This is a genomic window from Gellertiella hungarica, from assembly GCF_014197145.1.
GTDB classification, from domain to species: Bacteria; Pseudomonadota; Alphaproteobacteria; order Rhizobiales; family Rhizobiaceae; genus Gellertiella; species Gellertiella hungarica.
Window position 1 is genome coordinate 173,825 of the sequence record NZ_JACIEZ010000005.1, and the last position, 17,786, is coordinate 191,610.

Here is a 17,786-nt window from a genome sequence, read left to right on the forward strand (position 1 = left end):
TACACTCACATCCGATGGTTTAAAAGATGCTTATATGCCGCATCGGTCATTAATCTGTGTGGCGCGGCCCTTCAGCCGAGCAGGACGATCTGGATGTCGGCCACGTTCGTGCCGGTTCCGCCCGTCATCACCAGATCGCCGGAGGCCGCAAGCGCGGGATTGCTGTCATTGTCCGCAAGGCGGGCCGCAACATCGATGCCGGCCGCCTCCATACGGCCAAGCGTGCCCGCATCCACGACCGCACCGGCCGCTTCCGTCGGGCCGTCCCGGCCGTCGGTCCCGCCGCTGAGGAACGCCCAGGGGCGGCCAAGGGGTGCAGCCTTTTCGGCAACGGCAAAGCGCAGCGCCAGTTCCTGATTGCGTCCGCCCTTGCCTGTGCCGGTCAGCACCACCACCGGCTCCCCGCCGGAAACGATCGCGACCGGCCCCGCGCCTTCCCCGGCCGCCATGCGGCAGAGATCGGCCGCGGCAAGGCCCACCTCCCCTTCCAGCCAGACATGACCCGTCACGGCCCGGTAGCCCTTGTCCGACGCCGCCTGCTTGGCCGCTTCCAGGCTCAGGCTGTTGGAGCCGATGATCCGCGAGCGGGCATGGGGAATGGGGGCGGAAAGATCCTCCTTCGGCGCCGTCTCCCGCAGATGCCGGGCAATCGGTCCGGGCAGGCTGTCGACGAGCCCGTACTTCTCGAGGATGGCCATGGCCGAAGCCGCGGTTGCCCGGCTCGGCACCGTCGGCCCGGAGGCGATGATGGTCAGGTCGTCGCCCGGAACGTCGGAAAGCACGAGCGCGACAAGCTGGCCGCGATGGGCGAGCCGCGCCAGCCGTCCGCCCTTGAGGCGGGACACCATGCTGCGCACGGTGTTGATCTCGGTGATATCCGCTCCGGAGCGGATGAGCGCGGCGTTGAGGGCCATCTTGTCCGAGAGCGCGATGCCCTCGGCGGGGGCGCAAAGCAGGGCCGAACCGCCGCCCGAGGTCAGAACGATCACCAGATCGCCCTCTTCGGCACCGGCAACCGCCGCTTCGATGGCTGCCGCGCCCTTCAAGCCGTTCTCGTCCGGGATCGGGTGGCCGCCGGGCAGCACATCGGCGCCCTCGACGGGTGCCACATTCTCGTAGTTGGTAAGCGCCACGGCCCTTGCGAGCTTGCCCTTCGCGAAGGGCAAGGCAGCGCGCATCATCGGAACGGCAGCCTTGCCGAAGGCGACGAGAATGATGCGCCGGGCCGCGGCGATGGCAGCGCCTTCAGCCAGAAGCGCCTTTTCCACCGCCCCGGCGGGATCCGCCGCGCGGACCGCCGCATCGAAGAAGGCGCGGGCATCGGCGCGAAGCGTGGCGACGGAGGAAGTGGCAGAGGTCATGGGCGCATCCGGGTGCTTGAGGCGGTAGAAGTGCATGGCGGCACCGGACCGGTACCGCCGATGGCGATAGTGCCGATACGCGGGGCCGGCGCAACTCTTTCCGCGCCGTGCTCGGGCCGGAATACGCCAGCCTCAGGCCTTCAGAAGCGCCTTCAGATCCGCTTCCGGATCCCGGACGAGCGACTTGTCGGGCGTGATCCCCAGCTCGATCATGCGCTTGGCAACCACATAGGCCCGCGCGTCGTTGATCGCGTCGCAGGCAATCAGCCTGCCCTCCCGGAAGTACCAGACGGACGAGGAATCGGGCTTCAGGCCGGGACGAACGAGCGTTTCGTCATAGCCGAGATTGAAGCCGGCAATCTGCAGCTTCACCTCGTACTGGTCGGACCAGAACCACGGCCTGGCCTCGTAGGGCTCGCTTCCGCCCGCCATCGCGGCGGCGGCGGCCTCGGCCTGATCGATGGCATTCTGGACGGATTCGAGCCTTATGCGCTGGCCTTTCCACGGCAGGACGGTGCAGTCGCCTGCCGCATAGATGGCGGGATCGGCCGTGCGGGCAAAGGCATCGACGACGATGCCGTTCGCGGTCTCGAGCCCCGCCTCGGCAGCCAGCCGGTCGTTCGCCGTCACGCCGATTCCGGCAATCACGATATCGACGGGAATGACCGTGCCATCGGACAGCTCCGCGCCGCTGACATGGCCGTCGGTTCCAACAAGGGTCCTGAGGCCGGTGTTCTCGCGGATCGTCACGCCCTCCGCCTCGTGGATCTCGCGCATCGTCCGCGCCGTTTCGGGGGCCGCAACCCGCTGCAGGATTCGCGGCGCCATTTCGATCACGGTGACCTCGAGGCCCAGCTTGCGGGCAACCGCAGCCGCTTCGAGCCCGATATAGCCGCCGCCGATCACCAGCAGCCGGCGACCCGCCTGCATCTCGCCGGCCAGACGGTCGGCATCGGCTTTCGAGCGCATGGTGTAGATCCCCGCCAGATCGCCCCCGGCGGAGGCGGGCAGACGGCGCGGCGTGGCCCCCGTGACGAGCGCCAGCGTCTCGTAGGAAATCGCTTCCCCGCTTTCGAGCACGACCGTCTTTGCGGCGCGATCGATCCTTGTGACGGTCACGCCGAGGCGGATCTCGACCGCATTTTCCGCATACCATGCCTCCGGCCGGAACAGCAGCCGGTCGAACTCCATCTCGCCCAGCAGATACTTCTTCGACAGCGGCGGGCGCTGGTAGGGAAGCACCGGTTCCTCGCCGAGGATGAGGATGGGGCGTTCGTCCTTGAGCGCCCGAAGTTTCGCAGCCATGGCGAATGCCGCCTGCCCTGCCCCAACGATCACCAGTCTGCCTGCCACGAACCGTCCCCCAAGCCTGAATTCCGTCGATGATGCCAGCCGCGAACCTGTTTCGCCCGCCTGTCCTGCGAAGGGGTAAAGCCTCGATACCGACCCGTCAACACCGCCGGCCGGGGCCATGGTGGCTCAGGGCTGCGCGCCCGGAAGCTTCGAGAGCGCTGCCGCCGTCTCCGGATTGAGCTTGCCGTCCGTCTCCCCCGCATAAAGACCCCGCCCCTGCAGGAAGACCTGCAGCGCTTCGATGACGGCGGCGGAAAAATCCTCTGGCGCGGTGAGAAGCTGGGCGAGCGTATCCTCGTTGCCGGCCATGATGGCCCGAGCGAGCCAGTAGGCGGCCTGCTTCGGATTGGCATCGGTGCCGAGGCCGAACTCGTAGAGATTGGCGAGGTTGGCCATGGCCGTCGGGTTGCCGGCCTCGGCGGCGCGGCTGTAGAGATCGAAGGCGCGGACATAATCCCGTTCTCCGCCCTCGCCCGCCTCGTAGAGCCGGCCGAGATTGGTCATGGCATCCACCTGCTGGCCATCGGCCGCGCGGGCATACCACTCCCGCGCCTTGCCGTAATCGACGGGTGTCCCGAGCCCCTGCTCGTATGCATAGCCGAGCGCCGCCATGGAATCGGCATCGCCGAGGCCTGCCGCCTTTTCCAGCCAGGAGAGCGAGGCCTTCTCGTCGACCGCCACGCCTGCGCCGTCGCGCAGCATGATCGCGAGATCGTACATGGCGATCGCATGGCCCTGGGCCGCGGCCTTTTCCAGCCAGCCGACCGCCTTGCCGGGATCCGGCGCGACATCGGCCCGCCCTTCCCGATAGATCAGCCCCAGCGAGTATTGCGCCAGACTGTTGCCGGTCGCGGCAGCGGCCTCGAGCATGGCGATCCCGCGTGGCGCGTCGGTCTCCCCAAGGGTCCCTTCGATGAAGAACCAGGCAAGGTTCGCCTTGCCATAGGCGTTGCCGGCACGGTCCGCCTCCTCGTAGAGGCGGCGCGCGGTCTCGAAATCGCCCCGGGCCTGATAGGCGCGGGCAGCAAGATCGGTCAGCATGGCATCGCGCGGTTCTGCCTGCCGCGCCGTTTCGCAGGCGCGGATCGCGGCCTCCGGTTCGATGGCCTCGATCGCCACGCCGGAATAGGCGGGCGGCGCATAGGGTTCGCCCGCGAGGCGGTAGCATTCGGAGATGTCGCCGGGACGGGCGGGCTCTGTCGTCATGTCCAGATTGGCGGCGGCCCGGGCGTGGAACGGCACAAGCCCGACCAGAACCGGCAGGGCCCATTTCAACAACGGCAGGTGCCGGCGGCGTGACATCATCGACTCAAAACTCTCTCTTGCACACAGCCATGGCCGATTTGACCCATTTCGGGAAAGATACTTCACGGCGGGAGAGTCGATTGGTCACATCTTTGTTAGGCGGCATTGCAGCAGGCAGGCGGCCCGCCCCGTCTTTCGTCTGGCCAATGCCCGGAAAATAGAATATCCGTTTCATCCATGGAATTTCCGTGACGCGAGGACAGGTCCCATGCAGGACATGCGAGAGGCCGCGCCGCCCCGCGATTTCGACAGCCTTCGGGCTGCCGTCATCGAGCGGCAGGACCAGATGCCGAAGCGGCTGGCGCAGGTCGCGGCCTTCGCGCTGGCCAATCCCGACGACATTGCCTTCGGCACCGCGGCAAGCATCGCGGCCGCCTCGCAGGTCCAGCCCTCCACCCTGGTGCGCCTTGCCCACCATCTGGGCTATGCAGGCTTTTCCGACCTCCAGACCATCTTCCGGGAACGCCTGAGGGAGCGGAACAGCTCCTACGAGGGACGGCTTCAGTCGCTGGAGAATTCGGAGGCAGGCGGCGCGGAAGCCGCGGTGCTGTCGGGCTTCCTCACGGCGGCGGTGCAATCGCTGAGCCGCCTTGCCCAGGAGCTTCCCGCCGATACCTTCACCCGTGCCGTCGACATCCTGTCGGAAGCGGAGACCGTCTGGCTCCTCGGCAAGCGGCGCTCCTACCCGCTTGCGGCCCACATGACCTATGCCTTCTCCAAGCTCGGCATCCGCCACCAGATCGTCGCCTCGCCGAATGGCGTCGATCCGGACATGATCCAGTTCGCAACGGGTCGCGACGCTGCCCTTGCGATCAGCTTCTCCCCCTACGCTCCCGAAACGGTGCGCCAGACCGAGGCGCTGCGCGAGCGGCGGGTTCCTGTCGTGGCGCTCACGGACTCGGCCTTCTCGCCGCTCGCCCGGGCAGCGGATTGCTTCTTCGAGGTGTCGGAAGCGGATTTTTCCGGCTTCCGGTCGATTTCGGCCTCCATGGCGCTCTGCATGGCGCTTCCCGTGGCCATTGCCGAGCGGCGCCGGCAGAAAAAGGGCGTGAAACGCAAAACGGAATGAATATTCCGAATTGACATCGTAACAGAACGTATGTTTCAGTGCGCGCATTGCAGCGGTGCCGCCGTCAGGCACCGCGAAACGCCATCCGGACTGGAGGGATCATGGCCACCGCCCGCTTCAAGGACAATGCCCCGCTCGACGTCATCACCATCGGCCGCTGCTCGGTGGACCTTTACGGCCAGCAGACAGGGTCGCGGCTGGAGGACATCGCCTCCTTTGCAAAGTCGGTCGGCGGCTGCCCCGCCAACATCGCCATCGGCACGGCGCGGCTGGGGCTGAAATCGGCGCTCGTCACCCGTGTCGGCGACGAGCAGATGGGCAACTTCGTGCGGGAACAGATGGAACGCGAAGGCGTGGACACCCGCGGCATCGTGGTCGACCAGGAGCGGCTCACCGCCCTCGTCATCCTGTCGGTCGAGAACGACAAGACATTCCCCCTGATCTTCTACCGCGAGAACTGCGCGGACATGGCGCTGTGCGAGGACGACATCGACGAGGATTTCATCAGGTCCTCCAAGGCGGTGCTGGTTTCCGGCACGCATTTCTCCAAGCCCGGCCCGGATGCGGCGCAGCGCAAGGCCATGCGCATTGCCCGCGAAAACGGCGGCAAGGTGATCTTCGACATCGACTACCGCCCGAACCTCTGGGGTCTTGCCGGCCATCGCGCCGGCGAGGAGCGCTACATCGCCTCCGACAAGGTATCCGCCCACCTGAAAACCGTTCTTCCCCAGTGCGACCTGATCGTCGGCACCGAAGAGGAAGTGCTGATCGCCTCGGGCGAAAGCGACCTGCTCTCCGCACTCAGGACCATCCGCTCCCTGTCCGATGCCACCATCGTGCTGAAGCGCGGGCCCATGGGCTGCATCGTCTATGAGGGCGAGATCACCGACAACCTCGAAGACGGCATCGTCGGCAAGGGTTTCCCGATCGAGGTCTACAACGTGCTCGGCGCGGGCGACAGCTTCATGTCCGGCCTCCTGTCCGGCTGGCTCAAGGGCCGCGACTGGAAGGATGCCGCCACCCGCGCCAATGCCTGCGGCGCCTTTGCCGTGTCCCGCCTGCTGTGCTCGCCGGAAATCCCGACGGCGGAAGAGCTGGAATTCTTCCTGAGGAACGGTTCGAAGGAACACGCGCTGCGCAAGGACGAGGCGCTCAACCACGTTCACTGGGCAACCACCCGGCGCAAGGAAATCCCGCTCCTGATGGCCCTGGCGATCGACCACCGCTCGCAGCTCGTCAGCGTGGCGGACGAGCTGAACGTGCCGCACCAGCGCATCAACGCCTTCAAGCGGCTTGCCGTCTCGGCGGCCGCTCGGGTGGCGGAAGGCCGCGAGGGCTACGGCATGCTGATCGACGAGCGTTTCGGCCGCGAAGCCTTCTTCGACGCTGCCAAGAAGAATTTCTCGTGGATCGGCCGTCCGGTTGAGCTGCCGGGCTCGCGCCCGCTGCGCTACGAGTTCAGCCAGGACATCGGCTCCCAGCTGGTGGAATGGCCGGTCGACCACTGCATCAAGGCGCTCTGCTTCTACCACCCGGACGATCCGGCGGCGCTGAAGGCCGAGCAGCAGGAAAAGCTGCGCTCGCTCTACGAAGCCGCCCGCAAGGTGGGCCGCGAGCTTCTGGTGGAGATCATCGCCGGCAAGAACGGGCCGCTCAACGACACCACCATCTCCACCGCGATCGCCGAGCTCTATGCGCTCGGCATCAAGCCGGACTGGTGGAAGCTCGAGCCGCAGGCTTCGCCGGCGGCATGGAAGAACATCGAGGCCGTCATCGAGGCCCACGATCCCTGGTGCCGCGGCATCGTGCTTCTGGGGCTCGAGGCTCCGGCCGCGGAACTGGAAAAGGCCTTCCGCGCCACGCTCGCATCGCCGATGGTGAAGGGCTTTGCCGTCGGGCGCACCATCTTCGCCCATGCGGCGCGGCAGTGGCTCTCGGGCCAGATGACCGACGAACAGGCGATTGCCGACATGGCGGCGCGCTTCGGCGAGCTGACGGCGGCCTGGCTGAAGACGCGCGGACTTTGAACGGACACGATAAAGAGGATACGGGAGGCACCCCATGGTGAAGACGATCCGCCTGACGATGGCCCAGGCCATCGTGCATTACATGAAGAACCAGAAGACCGTGATCGACGGCGAGACCGTGCCGATCTTCGGCGGTGTCTGGGCGATCTTCGGCCATGGCAACGTGGCCGGCATCGGCGAGGCGCTGTACCAGGTCCGCGACGAGCTGCCGACCTTCCGCGCCCATAACGAGCAGGGCATGGCCCATGCGGCAATCGCCTATACCAAGTCGCTGTTCCGCAGCCGTTTCATGGCCTGCACCACCTCCATCGGCCCCGGTGCGCTGAACATGGTGACGGCCGCCGGCGTGGCGCATGTGAACCGCCTGCCGGTGCTCTTCCTGCCCGGCGATGTCTTCGCCAACCGCATGCCCGATCCGGTGCTGCAGCAGATCGAGGATTTCGGCGACGGCACCGTATCGGCCAACGATGCCTTCCGCCCCGTCTCCCGCTATTTCGACCGCATCACCCGCCCGGAACAGATCATGCCGGCGCTGAAGCGCGCCATGCAGGTGATGACCGATCCGGTGGATTGCGGCCCCGTCACGCTGTCGCTCTGCCAGGATACCCAGGCTGAGGCTTTCGACTATCCGGAGAGCTTCTTCGAGGAGAGGATCTGGACCTTCCGCCGGCCCCGGCCCGACGGCGAGGAACTCGGCACCGCCATCGCCACCATCCGCGCGGCGAAGAAGCCGGTGATCATCGCCGGCGGCGGCGTGCTCTATTCGCGCGCGACAGACCAGCTGAAGGCCTTCGCCGAAGCCCATGACGTGCCCGTGGTCTTCACCCAGGCCGGCAAGTCGGCGCTGCCCGACGATCATCGCCTGGCGCTCGGCTCGGTCGGCGTTACCGGCACCTCCGCCGCCAATGCGATTGCGGAGGATGCGGATCTGGTGCTCGCCATCGGCACCCGCTGCCAGGACTTCACCACCGGCTCCTGGGCGCTCTTCAAGAACCCCGATCTCCGGATGATCGGCCTCAACACCGTTGCCTTCGACGCCGCCAAGCATGCGACGCACACGCTGGTGGCCGATGCGCGCGAGGGCCTGAAGGCGCTCACCGCCGGTCTGGAAGGCTGGAAGGCGCCGAAGGCCCATGTGGAGCGTGCGGCAGCCGAAAAGGCGAAGTGGAACGAGGCTTCCGCCCGTGCCCTTTCCCCCAGCCGCAACGACCTGCCTTCGGATGCCGACGTGATCGGCGCGGTGGCGCGGAAGCTCGGCGGCGAGAACTCGGTGCTGGTCTGCGCCGCCGGCGGCCTTCCGGGCGAGCTGCACAAGCTCTGGCCGGCGACCGCCCCCGGCAGCTACCACATGGAATACGGCTTCTCCTGCATGGGCTACGAGGTGGCCGGCGGCCTGGGCGTCAAGATGGCCCATCCGCAGAAGGAGGTCACGGTCATGGTGGGCGACGGCTCCTACATGATGATGAATTCCGAGCTTTCGACCTCGGTCATGCTCGGGCTCAAGATCAACGTGGTGCTGCTCGACAACCGCGGCTACGGCTGCATCAACCGGCTGCAGATGGGCACCGGCGGCGCGAACTTCAACAACCTCCTGAAGGACGCCCGCATCGAGATGATGCCCGACATCGACTTCCGCAAGCATGCCGAAAGCATGGGTGCCATCGCCGCCAAGGTTTCCTCCATCGAGGAGCTGGAACAGGCGATCGAGGCTTCCCGCGGCAACGACCGAACCTCCGTCTTCGTCATCGACACCGACCCGCTGGTGACGACGCAGGAGGGTGGCCACTGGTGGGACGTCGCCGTGCCGGAAGTCTCCCCGCGCGCCGAGGTGCAGGCCGCCCGCGCCAGATACGAAGAAAACCGCAAGCAACAGCGCTGAACATCGAGGACTGATTTCATGATCCGCTACGGAACCAACCCCATCGCCTGGTCGAATGACGACGATCGCTCGATCGGCGCCCATCTGTCGCTCGAGGACTGCCTCTCCGATTGCGAGAAGATCGGCTTCGACGGCATCGAGAAGGGCCACAAGCTGCCGACCGATCCGGAAGAGCTGCGCAAGGTGCTCTCCGCCCACAAGCTGGTCTTCGTGTCCGGCTGGCATTCGCTGAACCTGCTCGCCCATTCCGTCGAGGACGAGAAGAAGGCCATCCAGCCGCATCTCGACCTGCTGAAGGCCCATGGCTGCAAGGTCTGCATCGTCTGCGAAACCTCGAACGCCATCCATGGCGACGACGGCAAGGCGCTTGCCGACAAGCCGAACCTTGCCCCCGACCAGTGGGCGAAATTCGGCGCCGACGTGGAAGCCATCGCGCAGTATTGCGCCGACCAGGGCATCGATCTCGTCTACCATCACCACATGGGCACCGTCGTCCAGACGGGCGAGGAAATCGACCTGCTGATGAAGCATACCGGCCCGGCCACCAAGCTGCTTCTCGATACCGGCCATGCCTGGTTCGGCGGCACCGATCCGGTACGCCTCGCCCGCGACTACATGCATCGCGTGCGCCACATCCATGCCAAGAACGTCCGCCCGGCCGTGCGCCAGGTGGTCGAGAGCGAGCGGCTTTCCTTCCTCGAGGGCGTGCGCCGCGGCGTCTTCACCGTTCCCGGCGACCCTGAGGGCGGCGTCGACTTCGTGCCGGTGCTGAAGGTTGCGGCCGAACACGGCTATCAGGGCTGGGTGGTGATCGAGGCCGAGCAGGACCCGCTGGTCCGCAACCCCTTCGAATACCAGTCGCTCGGCCTCAAGTCGCTGAAGGCCTTCGCGCGGGAAGCCGGACTGGACACGTAACGGGGCGGGTGCCCGGCACGGCGTGGAGTTTGCCGTACCGCACCCCCCTCTGCCCTGCCGGGCATCTCCCCCTCAAGGGGGGAGATCGGGATGGGGTTTATGATGGCAGTTCCCAGCAGACGTTTCTGCAAATGAGACGCTTGTTATTTGGGGAAACCAAAAGACTACGGTCGATCTCCCCCCTTGAGGGGGAGATGTCCCGGCAGGGACAGAGGGGGGTGCAGTACGGCAAACTCCACACCGTGCAGGGACAGAGGGGGGTGCGGTACGGCAAACTCCACGCCCGGCAGGGACAGAGGGGGGTGCAGCACGGCAATCTCGGCGCCCGGCAGGGCACTGCCACAAGTCAACGAACCATACGGAGCGAAAGACATGTCGAAACTTCACGTCAAGCCGCAGGGCACGTCGGGCCGGGTCGTTCACGTGACGCCGGAGAGCGCGGGATGGACCTATGTGGGCTTCGATGTCTACCGGCTGAAGCCGGGGGAGAGCGCCGCGGAGGAGACCGAAACCAACGAGGTCTGCCTGGTCTTCGTCTCGGGCAAGGGCAAGGTGACTGCCGGCAGCGAGAATTTTGGCGTGGTGGGCAGCCGCATGTCGCCCTTCGAGGGGCTTCCGGCATCGGTCTATGTGCCGGCGGGATCCCGCTGGGCGGTGACGGCCGAGACGGAGGTGGAGCTTGCGGTCTGCTCGGCGCCCGGCGAGGGCGGTTCGCTCCCCGCCCGCGTGATCGGCAAGGACGAGCTGACGCAGGAGGTGCGCGGCAAGGGCAACAATGTCCGCCACGTGACGAATATCCTGCCCGAGAACCGGCCGGCCGAATCCCTGCTGGTGGTGGAAGTCATCACGCCCGCGGGCAACACCTCGTCCTATCCGCCCCACAAGCACGATCAGGACGACCTGCCGAACGAGAGCTTCCTGGAAGAGACCTATTACCACCGGATCAACCCGCCGCAGGGCTTCGCCTTCCAGCGCGTCTATACCGACGACCGCTCCCTCGACGAGGCCATGGCGGTGGAAGACGGCGATGTGACGCTGGTGCCGAAGGGATATCATCCCTGCGCCACCATCCACGGCTACGACCTCTATTACCTCAACGTCATGGCCGGCCCGAAGCGGACGTGGAAATTCCACAATGCCCCGGAGCACGCGTGGCTGCTGAAGTGAACATCGGAGCCGTCTGAGCCTCGGTTGCACCCACGCATCGTCTGCGGGGCCTGACAGGACCGGAAGGGTCCATCCGGCCCGGTGCCTGCCAGACGGATGACGAGGCGCCAGGAAGCCGCCGGCGCCCTCGTTTCGATGAGGTCCGCCGAGAAGAAGGGATCCCGGGAGGGCTCGATGCATCGGCCGCAAAGCCGGTCATTGCCCGGCAGTTTCATCAGCCGATGGACGACTTCCGTCCGACAAGACCGAAATGGCGCGGCGGGTCGGGACCAGCCGCGCCCGGCCGGACAGGCTGCCCGACCCGGAAAGCCATTCCGCCGGCCTGTCGATGCTGGCGCGTGCGGGAAGAGCCGTTGGCCGGTTCGCAGAAGATCGAACAGTCCCGAGCGCCTGCCGCCCCGCTCCCCTCACCCCTCGATCACCAGATGCGGCAGGCCGTTCGAGGTTCGCTGGGGCGAGATGCCCTTGCGGTTGACGGTGGCGTGCACGCGCTGGCGGAAGGCGGAGAAGCTGTCGAAGGTCACCACGTCCACGGGTTCCGCGAAATGGATCGCCAGCCGGAAGTGCTCGCCATCCGCAAGCGCGGTGACGGACAGGACCTCGCCGACAAAGGGCTGGTTGAGATAGCGCCCGGAGATGATCGAGCCCACGGTGAAATCCGGTGCGGAATTGCGCCGGGGCGGACGGTTCTGCTCCGTGGCGGACAGGGTGTTCCAGTCCCGGTGGCCGTGCTGGCGGGCCACCATTTCCAGCGCTTCGCCATGGGAAAGGGAACGCCCCTCTTCCGCCAGCGCTTCGCGCAGCCGCCTTGCCTGTTGCTTGTAGGATTGGATCGCCTCCACGGGCGATCGTGAATTGCCGTCATTCATGGTCATGCCTTTCAAGGAACATGCCTGTCTGAATATCCGGGGTCCGCGTTGCCAGGTGCGAGGCATGTTGCCCAGGGGCGTGATCATGTCTTCGTCGGAGGGAGGACTTCACCATGGTTCCTGCGAACCTGCGGACGGCTGGCGCCTCGAGCCGCGCCCCTTATCGCGCCGTCGGCCGCACCTTGTCAAGCCGAGGGCCCCGGGGCCTTTCCCGCCCTGGCACAGCGTCCTGTCCCACATTGCGGGATTTCAGGCTTTTTGAGCAAAACTGGAAACGAAGATGAAGGTATTTCCGGTTATTCTTGCATCCAAGGAGTTGGAAGGGAGGCCCATCATGTCTCTGCAGGTTCAAGATCTCGGCAACAAGAGCGACGCCCCTGACAAGGCTTTCGAAAGCTTCACCATTGACCGGCCGGGCAAGATCATCTTCGTCGGCCACCACCTCAGCACCAAGAACCATGTCCGCTGCCTGATCCGCCGCATCTCGCTTTACGGCGCGGTGCTTGAAGTCAGCCCCTTCACCGACATCCCGAAGAACTTCTTTCTGGAGATCCTCGGCATCCACGACGAAATCGGCTGCACGCTGATGCGGCGCGAGGAGGAGAAGGTCACCGTCGGCTTCAACATGCTGATCGATGCGGAATTCCTGCATCATGTGCTGAAGCTCTCCTTCGAGGCTCACTGAGCCGCAAACGCAAGCCAAGCCAGGCGAGCCTTTACGGGCCGGATCCGCACCCTATCTTCCCCTTACCGATACACTCGACAGGGGAAGCTGACATGAAAACCTATGCCGTTGCCTATGGGGGCGCCATCGTAACCCTGCTGGTGCTGGATGCGATCTGGCTCGGGCTCATGGCCCGCAGTTTCTACGTTCCGAAGCTCGGCCATCTGATGGCGGAGCAGCCGAACTTTGCCATCGCGGCGCTCTTCTATCTCTTCTATGCGGTTGCCGTCGCCATTCTGGCCAGCGTTCCCGGCTTTTCGCAGGCCTCGCTTGCCACGGCGCTCGGCTTCGGCGCGGTGCTGGGCTTCGCCGCCTATGGCACCTACGACTTCACGAACCTCGCAACGCTGAAGGACTGGCCGGTCGTGGTGACCGTGGTCGACATCATCTGGGGCACGGTCGTGACCGCTGCCTCGGCGGCCGGCGGCTATCTCGCCCTGAAGTGGTTTGCCTGACGGAACAAGGGCTGCCGGAACCGGCTGTGGCGCGGGGGCATTTGCCGCCCCCGCGAATCCCGTTAGGGTCGGGTCTCCAAGAACGATCAGGACGCGCCTGCCATGTCAGCCTTTTCCCGCTTCACGCCCCTCGTCGAAAGCCTGCCGGCCACCGTGCCCTTCGTCGGCCCGGAGGCCATCGAACGGAACCGGGGGCTCAGGGTCGCGGCCCGCATCGGCGCGAACGAGAACGGCTTCGGGCCCGCCCCTTCGGTGATCGAGGCGATGAAGGCCCATGCGGGGGAGATCTGGCAGTATAACGATCCGGAAAACCACGCGCTGAAGCAGGCCCTTGGCCGGCATCTCGGCCTGCCGGCCGGCCATATCGGCATCGGCGAGGGCATCGACGGGCTTCTGGGCCTCATCGTGCGGCTGGTGATCTCGGGGGGAGAGACGGTGGTCACCTCGCTCGGCGCCTATCCCACCTTCAACTATCACGTTGCCGGTTTCGGCGGCCGGCTGGTGACCGTTCCCTATGCGAACGACCGGGAGGATCTCGACGGTCTTCTCGAAACGGCGCGCCGAGAGAAGGCCCGCCTGGTCTATCTCGCCAACCCGGACAACCCGATGGGAAGCTGGTGGGAGGCGGACGAGATCGTCGCCTTCGCCCGGGCCATTCCCGAGGACACGCTGCTGATCCTCGACGAGGCCTATTCCGAAACCGGGCCGGCAAGCGCCCTGCCCCCGGCCGATGCGCTCGTCGACCGCACGAATGTCATCCGCACCCGCACCTTCTCGAAAGCCTACGGGCTGGCCGGCGCGCGCGTGGGCTACACGATCTCCACGCCGGGAAACGCCTCCGCCTTCGACAAGATCCGCCATCATTTCGGCATGAACCGGCTGGCGACCGAGGCGGCGCTCGCGGCGCTCAAGGATCAGGACTATCTGCGCGATGTGGTTCGCCGCATCGCGGCCTCGCGGGATCGCATTGCCTCCATCGCGGCGGAGAACGGGCTGCTGCCCCTTCCCTCCGCCACCAATTTCGTTGCCATAGACGCCGGTGGCGACGGGGTCCGGGCCCGGGCCATCGTCGACGGGCTCATGGAGCTTGGCGTGTTCATCCGCATGCCGGGGGTGGCGCCGCTCAACCGCTGCATCCGCGTCAGCACCGGGCCGGACGCGGCCATCGATCTCTTCGCCGAGGCGCTGCCGAAGGTTCTCGCCGGTCTCCGGCGCTGAAAAATAAAGAGGACCGCGCCGGCCTTGTCCCTGCCGGTCGCGGTCCTGCGATGTGGTGACACTGGCCCCGTCCAAAAAGCCCCGCCACTTTGCCTCCGGCGGATGTCATGGCATCCGCATCGCGGTTTCCGGTCTCTTCCCGTGTCCTCTTCCGTGACTTGCGGGCTGCCGGACCCCTGGAGGTCCTTGTCAATTCCTGGAAATCTTCAGGCGCCGCAGGCTGCGGCGCGGCTGGCATCAGTGCATCGTCATCCATTCGCGGGCAGCGCGCAGCGCGGCGGCCAGCTGCATCTTGCTCATCGACGCGGCCACATCCGAGCGAAGCTCGGCGGCGCGGTCGGAGCCCTTGATGGCGGCGATGTTCAGCCATTTGTGGGCGGCGACGAGGTCCACGTCGCAACCACGCCCGGTTGCATACTTGAGACCCATTTCGCAAAGAGCATCGGGTCGGATTTCGGAAGTCTGAGTGTCAAACTGTGCCATTGTTCTTGTCCCTGTCAAATCGTTGCGTTGTCGCTTTTCCCTGTTTTGTCAGCCACTTGATCGGGCTTCTCCGGCCTTGGCTCCGCTGTCTTTCCGCAGCTTTCGAGCCATCCGGCGAGTGGCGAGGTGTGCCTCGCTTCTTGTTGAGGTGAATATGCCAAACTCCTTTCAATACTCGCTTAAAATGCATGATTAATTTGAGACAAACGAAATCCGAACGAGCGGTAAACGTGACGATCCGTTAAACATGGAACGGCCGGGAAATGCAGGATTTTCGGCTCGGCGAAACCTTCCGTTAAGCGCGCCGGTTTCACCCTTCCCTAACCATCGCCAAGGATGGCCGCTGAAAGGAGGGCGGGAAAACGCCGCCGGGAGCACGCCTTTTGGTGTTTACCTTTACGTGCGCGTCAGTTACCATTCGTCATCGCGTCCTGTCGGAAGGAATGTTTTGACAGATCGCGGAGGGAGAAGCAGACTTTGCTCGAGGCAGCCCGCCGGGCTGATCGGAGAGACAGGACATCTTGGGAGGATGTGAATGATCCGGAAGACTTTGCTTGCAGCGGCCATCATCATGGCAACGGCGCCCGCCTTCGCGGCGGAGCCCATCGAGGGCAACTGGAAGACCGCCAGCGGCGAAACCGCAGCCATCGGCCCATGCAGCGCCGGCTTCTGCGTCACGCTGAAGACCGGCAAATATGCCGGCAAGACCATCGGCAAGCTGGCCGGTTCCGGCAACAGCTACAAGGGCGAGATCACCGACCCGAAGGACGACAAGACCTATAGCGGCTCGGGCACCGTCAACGGCAATTCCCTGAAGATGAAGGGTTGCGTTCTGATGGTTCTGTGCAAATCGCAGACCTGGACCCGCCTCTGACCGGGGCCGGCAGGAAAGACAAGCAGACGGCCGCCGCAAGGCGGCCGTTTCCGTTTCGGGGCGGCGTGCGCGGAGTTCGGCGGACTGCACGCCCGCCTCTGCCTCGCACTGCGTCGGGTTTGCCGTGCTGCCCCACTCTGCCTCGCACGGCGTTGAGTTTGCCGTCCTGCACCCCCCTCTGTCCCTGCCGGGACATCTCCCCCTCAAGGGGGGAGATCGACCGTGGTTTAAGGGTTTCCCCAATCAACAAGCGTCTCATTTGCCGATACGTTGGCTGGGGACTGCCGACCTAAACCCCATCCCGATCTCCCCCCTTGAGGGGGAGATGCCCGGCAGGGCAGAGGGGGGTGCAGTCCGGCAAACGCGACGCTCGATCTCCCCCCTTGAGGGGGAGATGTCGGCGAAGCCGACGGAGGGGGGTGCGGTGCGGCAAACTCTAAGGTTTGCGGGCAGAGGGCCGCCGTGCGTTACATCCGGCGCCACGCAAGCCGCAGAGGCATGCACCACGCCCCCACCCTACCGGTTGTTCATCTGCGAGCGGACCGCGCGGCGGCCCTTTTCGGAGATGCGGTAGGGGCTCGACTCGCGGGATTCGATCAGCCGCTTGCGGCGGAGGCGCTGGAAGATCTCCAGCGTGCAGTTGGAGAGCACGAAGCCATCGCGGGTGAAGCAGAAGACGCGGAGAACCCTGCCGTTTTCGGCGCGTTCGTGGCGGATGATGCCGCCCTGGGCCAACGCGTGCAGCACGCGCTGTTCGTCACGGGAAATGTTCATGGGAAAAGCCTGTATGCGAACCTGGAAAGGGCACGGGTGCGCATGGTCACCGGTTGCGGTGACGCCACCTCGCGCCATTACGGTCCCGCGGGATGCGAGACGGTTAGCGGTTCGATACAAGCTCCAACATAAAAGGCCCTTCCTGAGAGGTCTGCCTGACGGCCACAGAGATAATGCCGGGCGGCCGGTGGCGTCAACTGCCGGCCGATCCCGAATTTTCGCGAGGGCTGCGCCCGATGGTTCAGTCGCGGGCGCGCTGGCCGAATAGCACCGCCTGGGCCGCCTTGTCGGTGGAAAGGTCGGCGGCGCGGGCCCGCTCCTCCTTGCCGACATCGATGCCGCGCTGCACGGCAGGCCGCGCCTTCATCGTTTCGTACCAGCGCTTCAGATGCGGGAAATCGGCGAGATCCTGGCCCTGCCGCTCGTGCGGGATGATCCAGTCGATGCAGGCCATGTCGGCGATGGTGTATTCACCGGCGAGAAATTCCCGGTCCGCCAGCCTGCGGTTCATGACGCCATAGAGGCGGTTGCATTCGTTGGTATAGCGATCGATGCCATACTGGACCTTTTCCGGCGCATACTGGCGGAAATGGTGCGCCTGGCCCGCCATCGGACCCAGACCGCCCACCTGCCAGAACAGCCACTCCTCGGTCGCCACCCGGGCCCGCTCTTCCTGCGGATAGAAACGCCCGAACTTGCGGCCGAGATATTGCAGGATGGCACCGCTTTCGAAGACGGAAATAGGCTCGCCGCCCGGGCCGTCGGGATCGACGATGGCGGGCATGCGGTTGTTCGGCGCGATCTTCAGGAATTCCGGCTCGAACTGCTCGCCCTTGGCGATGTTGACATATTTCACCGCATAGGGCTGGCCAAGCTCTTCCAGCATGATGGTGATCTTCCAGCCATTCGGGGTCGGCCAGTAATAGAGATCGATGGGCGCGCTCATGGGATATCTCCGCAGGATGGTTTCGGGCAGATAGGGCGCGGCGAGGCGGTCTGCAAGCTGAACCGGACATGAATTGCCATCTCAGCACCCGTTCAGAAGACATGGAGCATTATCGGTACAACAAGAAACAGATGTGACCGACGCCATTTGGTCACGCTTGCTCGAGGTCCGCAACATGTTCGTGCTCGCCCGCCGCTTCACCATCCTGGCTCTGGGATCAGCGCTCTTCGCCTTTGCCATGGCCGGCGCGGTGGAGATGAACCGGCACGAGAGCAACCGCTACCAGCCCCTCGCCTATTGCAGCACCGTCTCCGGTTACAAATGCGTATCCTCGCTGTGAGGCGGGCAAAGGCCGCTGTGCATGGCA

At 65.4% G+C, this 17,786-nt stretch carries 18 protein-coding genes; 10 read left to right on the forward strand and 8 right to left on the reverse strand.

Annotated features, from left to right (window positions below; all coding sequences use genetic code 11):
* Nucleotides 1-71: 71 nt before the first annotated feature.
* The 4 genes from GGR23_RS14105 to GGR23_RS14120 form a co-directional block, all read right to left on the reverse strand.
* Entirely contained in the window at nucleotides 72-1,361 is a 1,290-nt protein-coding gene (locus tag GGR23_RS14105; protein ID WP_183366938.1) for a glycerate kinase type-2 family protein, read from the reverse strand.
* Between the two features lie 132 nt (nucleotides 1,362-1,493).
* Complete coding sequence (locus GGR23_RS14110) at nucleotides 1,494-2,714, reverse strand: NAD(P)/FAD-dependent oxidoreductase (RefSeq protein ID WP_343066685.1); 1,221 nt, start codon at nucleotides 2,712-2,714, stop codon at nucleotides 1,494-1,496.
* Nucleotides 2,715-2,840: 126 nt separating this feature from the next.
* Nucleotides 2,841-4,019, reverse strand: a complete 1,179-nt coding sequence (locus GGR23_RS14115; RefSeq protein ID WP_183366940.1) for a tetratricopeptide repeat protein — start codon at nucleotides 4,017-4,019, stop codon at nucleotides 2,841-2,843.
* Nucleotides 4,020-4,023: 4 nt separating this feature from the next.
* A complete protein-coding gene (locus GGR23_RS14120) occupies nucleotides 4,024-4,194 on the reverse strand; it encodes a hypothetical protein (protein ID WP_183366941.1) in 171 nt (56 codons plus the stop codon).
* 33 nt (nucleotides 4,195-4,227) lie between these two features.
* Here GGR23_RS14120 and GGR23_RS14125 point away from each other — a divergent pair, with 33 nt between their 5' ends.
* The 5 genes from GGR23_RS14125 (at nucleotide 4,228) to iolB (ending at nucleotide 11,076) form a co-directional block, all read left to right on the forward strand.
* Nucleotides 4,228-5,088, forward strand: a complete 861-nt coding sequence (locus GGR23_RS14125) for a MurR/RpiR family transcriptional regulator (protein ID WP_183366942.1) — start codon at nucleotides 4,228-4,230, stop codon at nucleotides 5,086-5,088.
* A gap of 101 nt (nucleotides 5,089-5,189) precedes the next feature.
* Nucleotides 5,190-7,115, forward strand: coding sequence for a bifunctional 5-dehydro-2-deoxygluconokinase/5-dehydro-2-deoxyphosphogluconate aldolase (locus GGR23_RS14130; RefSeq protein WP_183366943.1), 1,926 nt, complete (start codon nucleotides 5,190-5,192; stop codon nucleotides 7,113-7,115).
* A gap of 34 nt (nucleotides 7,116-7,149) precedes the next feature.
* Nucleotides 7,150-8,994, forward strand: a complete 1,845-nt coding sequence (iolD, locus tag GGR23_RS14135) for a 3D-(3,5/4)-trihydroxycyclohexane-1,2-dione acylhydrolase (decyclizing) (RefSeq protein WP_183366944.1) — start codon at nucleotides 7,150-7,152, stop codon at nucleotides 8,992-8,994.
* 18 nt (nucleotides 8,995-9,012) lie between these two features.
* Nucleotides 9,013-9,909 carry a myo-inosose-2 dehydratase gene (iolE, locus tag GGR23_RS14140; RefSeq protein WP_183366945.1) on the forward strand — a complete coding sequence of 299 codons (897 nt, stop codon included), beginning with the start codon at nucleotides 9,013-9,015 and terminating at the stop codon, nucleotides 9,907-9,909.
* 372 nt (nucleotides 9,910-10,281) lie between these two features.
* On the forward strand, nucleotides 10,282-11,076 hold the full coding sequence (iolB, locus tag GGR23_RS14145; protein WP_183366946.1) for a 5-deoxy-glucuronate isomerase: 795 nt from the start codon (nucleotides 10,282-10,284) through the stop codon (nucleotides 11,074-11,076).
* 407 nt (nucleotides 11,077-11,483) lie between these two features.
* Here iolB and GGR23_RS14150 read toward each other — a convergent pair whose 3' ends face one another.
* A complete protein-coding gene (locus tag GGR23_RS14150; RefSeq protein ID WP_246365422.1) occupies nucleotides 11,484-11,951 on the reverse strand; it encodes a glyoxalase superfamily protein in 468 nt (155 codons plus the stop codon).
* A 328-nt stretch (nucleotides 11,952-12,279) separates the two neighbouring features.
* On the opposite strand from GGR23_RS14150, the gene GGR23_RS14155 reads away from it, so the two are divergent.
* The 3 genes from GGR23_RS14155 to GGR23_RS14165 all read left to right on the forward strand — a co-directional run bounded on the left by GGR23_RS14155 (nucleotide 12,280) and on the right by GGR23_RS14165 (nucleotide 14,342).
* Nucleotides 12,280-12,630, forward strand: a complete 351-nt coding sequence (locus tag GGR23_RS14155) for a hypothetical protein (RefSeq protein WP_183366947.1) — start codon at nucleotides 12,280-12,282, stop codon at nucleotides 12,628-12,630.
* Between the two features lie 92 nt (nucleotides 12,631-12,722).
* Nucleotides 12,723-13,124: a DUF2177 family protein gene (locus GGR23_RS14160; protein ID WP_183366948.1), complete on the forward strand. Its 402-nt coding sequence runs from the start codon at nucleotides 12,723-12,725 to the stop codon at nucleotides 13,122-13,124.
* 102 nt (nucleotides 13,125-13,226) lie between these two features.
* Complete coding sequence (locus tag GGR23_RS14165) at nucleotides 13,227-14,342, forward strand: pyridoxal phosphate-dependent aminotransferase (RefSeq protein ID WP_183366949.1); 1,116 nt, start codon at nucleotides 13,227-13,229, stop codon at nucleotides 14,340-14,342.
* 237 nt (nucleotides 14,343-14,579) lie between these two features.
* On the opposite strand, the gene GGR23_RS14170 is transcribed toward GGR23_RS14165, so the two are convergent.
* On the reverse strand, nucleotides 14,580-14,825 hold the full coding sequence (locus tag GGR23_RS14170) for an SEL1-like repeat protein (RefSeq protein WP_183366950.1): 246 nt from the start codon (nucleotides 14,823-14,825) through the stop codon (nucleotides 14,580-14,582).
* Nucleotides 14,826-15,360: 535 nt separating this feature from the next.
* On the opposite strand from GGR23_RS14170, the gene GGR23_RS14175 reads away from it, so the two are divergent.
* Nucleotides 15,361-15,699, forward strand: coding sequence for a DUF2147 domain-containing protein (locus GGR23_RS14175; RefSeq protein WP_183366951.1), 339 nt, complete (start codon nucleotides 15,361-15,363; stop codon nucleotides 15,697-15,699).
* Between the two features lie 516 nt (nucleotides 15,700-16,215).
* On the opposite strand, the gene GGR23_RS14180 is transcribed toward GGR23_RS14175, so the two are convergent.
* Together GGR23_RS14180 and GGR23_RS14185 are read right to left on the reverse strand one after the other, a co-directional pair.
* Nucleotides 16,216-16,473, reverse strand: a complete 258-nt coding sequence (locus GGR23_RS14180) for a YjhX family toxin (protein WP_183366952.1) — start codon at nucleotides 16,471-16,473, stop codon at nucleotides 16,216-16,218.
* A 241-nt stretch (nucleotides 16,474-16,714) separates the two neighbouring features.
* Nucleotides 16,715-17,419 (reverse strand): glutathione S-transferase N-terminal domain-containing protein, encoded by a 705-nt coding sequence (locus tag GGR23_RS14185; protein ID WP_183366953.1) that lies wholly within the window; start codon nucleotides 17,417-17,419, stop codon nucleotides 16,715-16,717.
* Between the two features lie 133 nt (nucleotides 17,420-17,552).
* Between GGR23_RS14185 and GGR23_RS14190 the strand changes: the two genes are divergently transcribed.
* Complete coding sequence (locus tag GGR23_RS14190) at nucleotides 17,553-17,759, forward strand: hypothetical protein (protein ID WP_183366954.1); 207 nt, start codon at nucleotides 17,553-17,555, stop codon at nucleotides 17,757-17,759.
* The last annotated feature ends 27 nt before the right edge of the window (nucleotides 17,760-17,786 follow it).